The sequence below is a fragment of the Streptococcus sp. 1055 genome (assembly GCF_013276815.1).
Lineage (GTDB): Bacteria > Bacillota > Bacilli > Lactobacillales > Streptococcaceae > Streptococcus > Streptococcus pseudopneumoniae.
In genome coordinates this window covers 1-5,428 of the sequence record NZ_VMLT01000131.1, presented here as the reverse complement: position 1 = coordinate 5,428, position 5,428 = coordinate 1, and the positions used below count along the sequence as shown (strand labels likewise).

Sequence of the window (5,428 nt, the reverse complement as noted above, 5' to 3'; positions counted from 1 at the left end):
TTTTCATTGAGTATAAGTTCATTTTCATACGAGCTGGACTAGAGCCTATTCTAAGGCACTAGCTCCTGCTACGATTTCTGTAATTTCTTGTGTAATCGCCGCCTGTCTGGCACGGTTATACTGAATTGTCAAATCATTGATGACTTTCTTAGCATTATCTGTCGCTGTTTGCATGGCTGTCATACCAGCAGCATTTTCAGCTGTCTTGGCATCGATAATGGCACCGTAAATCATACTTTCTGCAAACTGAGGCAACAACTGCTCCAAAATTTCTTCTCGGCTGGTTTCCAATTCAAAAGTTAAGCTGTAGTCTTCATCCGCTTCATTTGGATCCAAGTCAACAATCGGAAGCATTTGTTCCACACGCATTTGACTGGTTAGCGTATTGACATGGTGGTTGTAGCAAACATAGAGTTCATCAAAAAGTTCATTTTGGTACATTTCAACAGTTTTTGAAATAATCTTACGAACTTGATCAAAGCTAGGTTGGTCTGCTAAACCACGTAATTCATAAAGTGGTTGAATACCGCGAGCCTTAAAGAAATCAGCTCCCATTCCACCAATACAGATCATTTCAAAACCTGTACCGTCTGGATGGTATTCTTCCTTCAACTCCATAACGGCTTTCAGAATAGAGGAATTATAACCTCCAACCAAACCGCGGTCTGAAGTAATGACGATGTAGCCTGTCTTCTTAACTGGACGACTAATCAACATGGGATTAGTTGAACCACCAGCTCCATTACCATGAAGGATATCTGTCAAGAGCTTGCGAACTTTCTGAGCGTAAACTTGGAAGTTGCGAGCAGCTTCTTCAGAGCGACCAAGCTTAGCAGCCGATACCATTTGCATGGCATTAGTGATTTGACTCGTATTTTTTGTTGAGGCGATTTTTGTTTTAATATCATTTAGAGATACTGCCATCTGACACCTCTATTCTTATTGGAAGCTAGATTGATTGAGAAACTCTGTAATCGCAGCATCCAAGACTGCTTCTTCTGGCAAGTCTTTTGTATCACGAATGGTTTCCAAAATCTCTGGATGTTGAGCATCAAAGAAGGCATGGAACTCTTCCTCAAAACGAACAATATCATCTACTGGAACAGTATCCAAGAAACCATGTGTCAAAGCATAGAGAATGGTTACTTGTTTCTCAACAGGCAATGGTTTGTGAACAGGTTGTTTCAAGACTTCAACTGTACGACGACCGCGGTTCAACTTAGCCTGTGTTGCCGCATCCAAGTCAGAACCAAACTTAGTGAAGGCTTCCAACTCACGGTATGAAGCAAGGTCGATACGAAGTGTACCAGCAACCTTCTTCATGGCTTTGATTTGTGCAGAACCACCTACACGTGATACAGATGAACCCGCATCGATGGCTGGACGAATACCCGCATTGAAGAGACCATCACCAAGGAAGATTTGTCCATCAGTGATAGAAATCACATTGGTTGCGATATAGGCCGAGATATCTCCTGCTTGTGTCTCGATAAATGGTAGGGCTGTAATTGATCCACCACCAAGTTCATCAGAAACTTTAGCTGAGCGCTCAAGCAAACGGCTGTGAAGGTAGAAAACATCCCCTGGAAAGGCTTCACGACCTGGAGGACGACGAAGCAAGAGTGACAGTTCACGATAAGCTACCGCTTGTTTTGATAGATCATCGTATACAATCAAAACATGCTTCCCTTGGTACATAAATTCTTCCGCCATGGCAACCCCAGCATAAGGAGCTAGGAAGAGCAATGGAGATGGTTGTGAAGCAGAGGCTGTCACAACGATTGTGTAGTCCAAGGCACCGTACTGACGAAGTGTTTCTACTTGCGTACGAACTGTTGATTCTTTTTGTCCAATTGCGACATAGATACAGATCATATCTTGATCTTTTTGGTTCAAGATTGTATCAATCGCAATGGTTGTTTTCCCTGTCTGACGGTCACCGATAATCAACTCACGTTGACCACGACCAATCGGTACAAGGGCGTCAATAGCTTTCAAACCAGTTTGCAATGGTTCTGAGACTGACTTACGTTGCATAACACCAGGAGCTGGCGCTTCTACTGGACGAGTTTTATCTGTGTGGATTTCTCCAAGACCGTCAACTGGACGACCAAGCGAATCCACAACACGACCAATCAGACTTTCACCTACTGGGACTTCCATGATTTTACCTGTACGGCGGATTGTATCGCCTTCACGAATATCTGTAAAGTCACCTAGGATGATAATACCAACGTCTGTTGACTCCAAGTTTTGAGCCATACCATAAGAACCGTTTTCAAAGATCAACAACTCTCCACTCATGGCATTTTCAAGGCCGTGAGCACGCGCGATACCGTCCCCGATATAGGTTACAACACCTGTTTCAGTCACATCAAAATTGGGTTTGAAATTTTCAATTTGTTGCTTAATTAAAGCGCTGATTTCTTGTGCGTTAATTGCCAAAAGAACACCACTTTCTATTTCAAATTTTCTTTAACAACTTTAAGTTGTTGTTTAATACTCACATCAATTGTCTTGTGATTGGCAAAAATAACAAAACCACCAATGAGACTTTCATCGATTTGTTCTTTTACACTCCTTACTTTCAGAGACATTTTCTTCTCAATCAAAGGGAGCAAACGACTCTTTTGTTCATCAGTTAGAGGATGAGCAGCAGTAATCGTCACTTCAAATCGATTTGTTTCTTTTTCAAGTCGGTCCAAGCAATCTACAAGCACATCATAAAAAAGATTTGCTCTGTGATTGTAGACCAGAACCTGGATAAAGTTTTGTAATAAAGGTGACACAGAGTCTTGGAAAAAAGCAATCGTTTTTTTCTTGTCAGACTCATCTACTGTCACTTTTTTTAAAAAAGAAGGTAAACCTGTTTCTTCAGCAACTTGCTTGATTTGAGTCAAGTCTGAAAAGATACGGGCTTCTTCTCCTTTTTCAAGTACCAATTGGACAAAAGGCATGCTGTATTTTTCAATTACCTTTACTGTTTTCTTGTCCATTAAGCTTCTCCTAGCTGATCGATATACTGATCAATGAGTTCTTTATGGGCATGACCGTCAAGGTTTTGTGAGATGATTTTACCAGCTAGGCTGATGGTCAAATCTGCTACCTCACCCTTAACGCTTTGTAAAGCTTCAGCTTTGTTTTGAGCAATTTCTTGGTTTGCTTTTTCTTTTAAGCGTCCTGCTTCTAGTTTAGCATCTACTAAAATACTAGCCTTACTTTGCTCAGCTGTTGCTTTCGCATTCTCAATGATTGCCTTGGCTTCTTTACGGCTACCAGCCAATTCATCTTCGCGTTTTTGAGCCAATACTTCTGCTTTTTGACGGGCTTCTTCAGCTCTGTCAATATCTGAAGCAATTTTTTCAGCTCTTTCTTCGAAAATGCCTGTAATATTAGACCATGCAAATTTTTTAATCAAGACTAGCAAAAGAATAAAAGAGCCAGTGATTAAAATAAAATTACCAATCAATTCACCTACTGTTACGTGCATCAGTTACTCCTTTCTATTCCTCTTCAATATTAATCTTATTCCCTAAATACACAGATGTCAAAAGAGTAAAAACATAAGCTTGGATGCAGGAAATAAAGACAGAAAATGCAGTCCAAGCCAAATTAGCTCCAAAGGCTACTGGATACCAATAAATAGCTTGGTGGGAAAGAAGAAGTAACAAACTCGTCATGACCTCTCCTGCAAAGATATTCCCAAAAATCCGCAAAGCCAAAGATAAGAAGTTTGTAAATTCTTCCAAGATATTCATCGGTATGACAAAAACAGGACTCATAAAAGATTTTATACTTTTTTTAAATCCACGACGACGAACGCTTTCTATATGTGTCAACAAAATGACAAGAAAAGATAAGGTTAAGTCATACTGTAAATTAGCGGTTGGCGAACTCCACCAGTTAGTCCCATCGATCGTTTGAAGCTTTGTCATTAAGCCAAGGTTATTGGCAATCACCATGAAAAGAAATAAACAAAGGAAAAAGAGTGAGTAATCTTTCATGTAGCGCGAACCAATGTTAGGTTCTGTAAATCCAATAACAAAGTCATAGACATACTCAAGTACATTTTGCTTTCCTTTGGGTTTCAAGGTCATATTGCGGCTTGCCCAATAAATAAAGACAAAAATAACTCCCACAATCAACAAGGTCATGGCTAACATAGTCAGATTGAAGATAACAGGACCAATAGAGATGATTGGATTAATACTTTCTTCCATCTAAAATCCTCCCTTTTCTTCTCGTTCCATGTATTTATTTGATAATAAATGAGAAGACAAGAGTTACAAAGAAAGTTCCTTCAATAAAGGCAACACCTAAAAACATCAAACTACGAAACTCAGAAAGCATATCTGGTTGGCGTGCTACTGATTTAAACAGTCCATTCATCAATAAACCTTCACCGACAGATACGCCCATACAGGCAATACATAAGCCTAAAAATGTTAAATTCATAACGAATTCTCCTTTAAAATAAAATTTACTTACTTAGTGTAGTCCTAAAATTTAAATTTGTCAACTTTTAACCGCTATTGGAAGCGTTTAATAAAAATTATTTCCATTTTCTTTCGGATTTCACTCTATTCTGAAAAACTCGAGAGGGGAATCTCGGATTAATGTCAATTTAAAAAGATAGAGAGTTTTTAGTTTAAATAAATTGTTTTAAGATATCAACCACATCACTTCTTTTCTTAACCCGATAAGCCTTGATTCCCAATTTCTCAGCTGCCATTGCATTGTACCCAATATTGCCCAGAAAGACACAATTTCTAGGTTATAACTGGTATTTATCGATAGTTACTCATATACATCAGTCCACCTCCATACTTATGTGCGAGCCTCTCTTTGTATTATACCTCCATACTCACCTTACAGATTCTTTTGCTAATAATATCTTTGCCCAATGTAGGGATAGTCTTGTAACCTAAAGACTTCCTTGTAGCCATACCTTTTATAAAAATCAAGAGCTTGAAACTGGTAGGTATTGACAAAGGCAAAACGACAGTTTCGATTCTTAGCTTCAGTTTCTGCTTGCTGCAATAGTTTTGAACCGATTCCTTGCCCTCTCAGTTCCTCTTTTACAAATAAATACTCGATTTCTAGCCAATTTCTAAAAGTCTCTACTATCAAACCTGCCAGGAGATTGCCCTTTTCATCTTCGACATAAAGATTAAGTTGCTCACTTTCAGCTTCCTCTCTTTTTGAACGGTTATAAACACGAATCAGATTCCCTATTTCTTGCGATTTATGTGATTCCTTATTTTTCAATCTAAAGTATAGTGAAATAAAATAAAACATGCGCAAATCGATTAAGGAATTTAATCTAATTTCTAACAATGTCTTAGAAACCAAAGTATACTATTTTAACTTCAATGCACTATACATCTAATACTCAATAAAAATCAAAGAGCAAACTAGGAAACTAGCC

Annotated in this window: 7 protein-coding genes; all 7 read right to left on the bottom strand. The window is 38.7% G+C overall.

Translation table 11 applies throughout. From position 1 onward, the window contains the following. Positions 1-45: 45 nt before the first annotated feature. Entirely contained in the window at positions 46-924 is an 879-nt protein-coding gene (locus HT699_RS10300) for a F0F1 ATP synthase subunit gamma (protein WP_000301222.1), read from the bottom strand. Positions 925-939: 15 nt separating this feature from the next. Then, entirely contained in the window at positions 940-2,445 is a 1,506-nt protein-coding gene (gene atpA / locus HT699_RS10295) for a F0F1 ATP synthase subunit alpha (protein WP_050313352.1), read from the bottom strand. 14 nt (positions 2,446-2,459) lie between these two features. Beyond that, positions 2,460-2,996, bottom strand: a complete 537-nt coding sequence (locus tag HT699_RS10290) for a F0F1 ATP synthase subunit delta (protein WP_023941011.1) — start codon at positions 2,994-2,996, stop codon at positions 2,460-2,462. Then, complete coding sequence (atpF, locus tag HT699_RS10285; protein ID WP_050313353.1) at positions 2,996-3,490, bottom strand: F0F1 ATP synthase subunit B; 495 nt, start codon at positions 3,488-3,490, stop codon at positions 2,996-2,998. The genes HT699_RS10290 and atpF overlap by 1 nt, the downstream gene beginning before the upstream one ends. 13 nt (positions 3,491-3,503) lie before the next feature. Continuing rightward, positions 3,504-4,220 (bottom strand): F0F1 ATP synthase subunit A, encoded by a 717-nt coding sequence (atpB, locus tag HT699_RS10280; protein WP_000392851.1) that lies wholly within the window; start codon positions 4,218-4,220, stop codon positions 3,504-3,506. Between the two features lie 34 nt (positions 4,221-4,254). Next, the gene (locus HT699_RS10275; protein WP_001054562.1) at positions 4,255-4,455 is read right to left on the bottom strand and encodes a F0F1 ATP synthase subunit C; all 201 of its coding nucleotides are present in this window, start codon (positions 4,453-4,455) and stop codon (positions 4,255-4,257) included. 429 nt (positions 4,456-4,884) lie between these two features. Further along, positions 4,885-5,298, bottom strand: a complete 414-nt coding sequence (locus HT699_RS10270; protein ID WP_171043429.1) for a GNAT family N-acetyltransferase — start codon at positions 5,296-5,298, stop codon at positions 4,885-4,887. Positions 5,299-5,428: the final 130 nt, after the last annotated feature.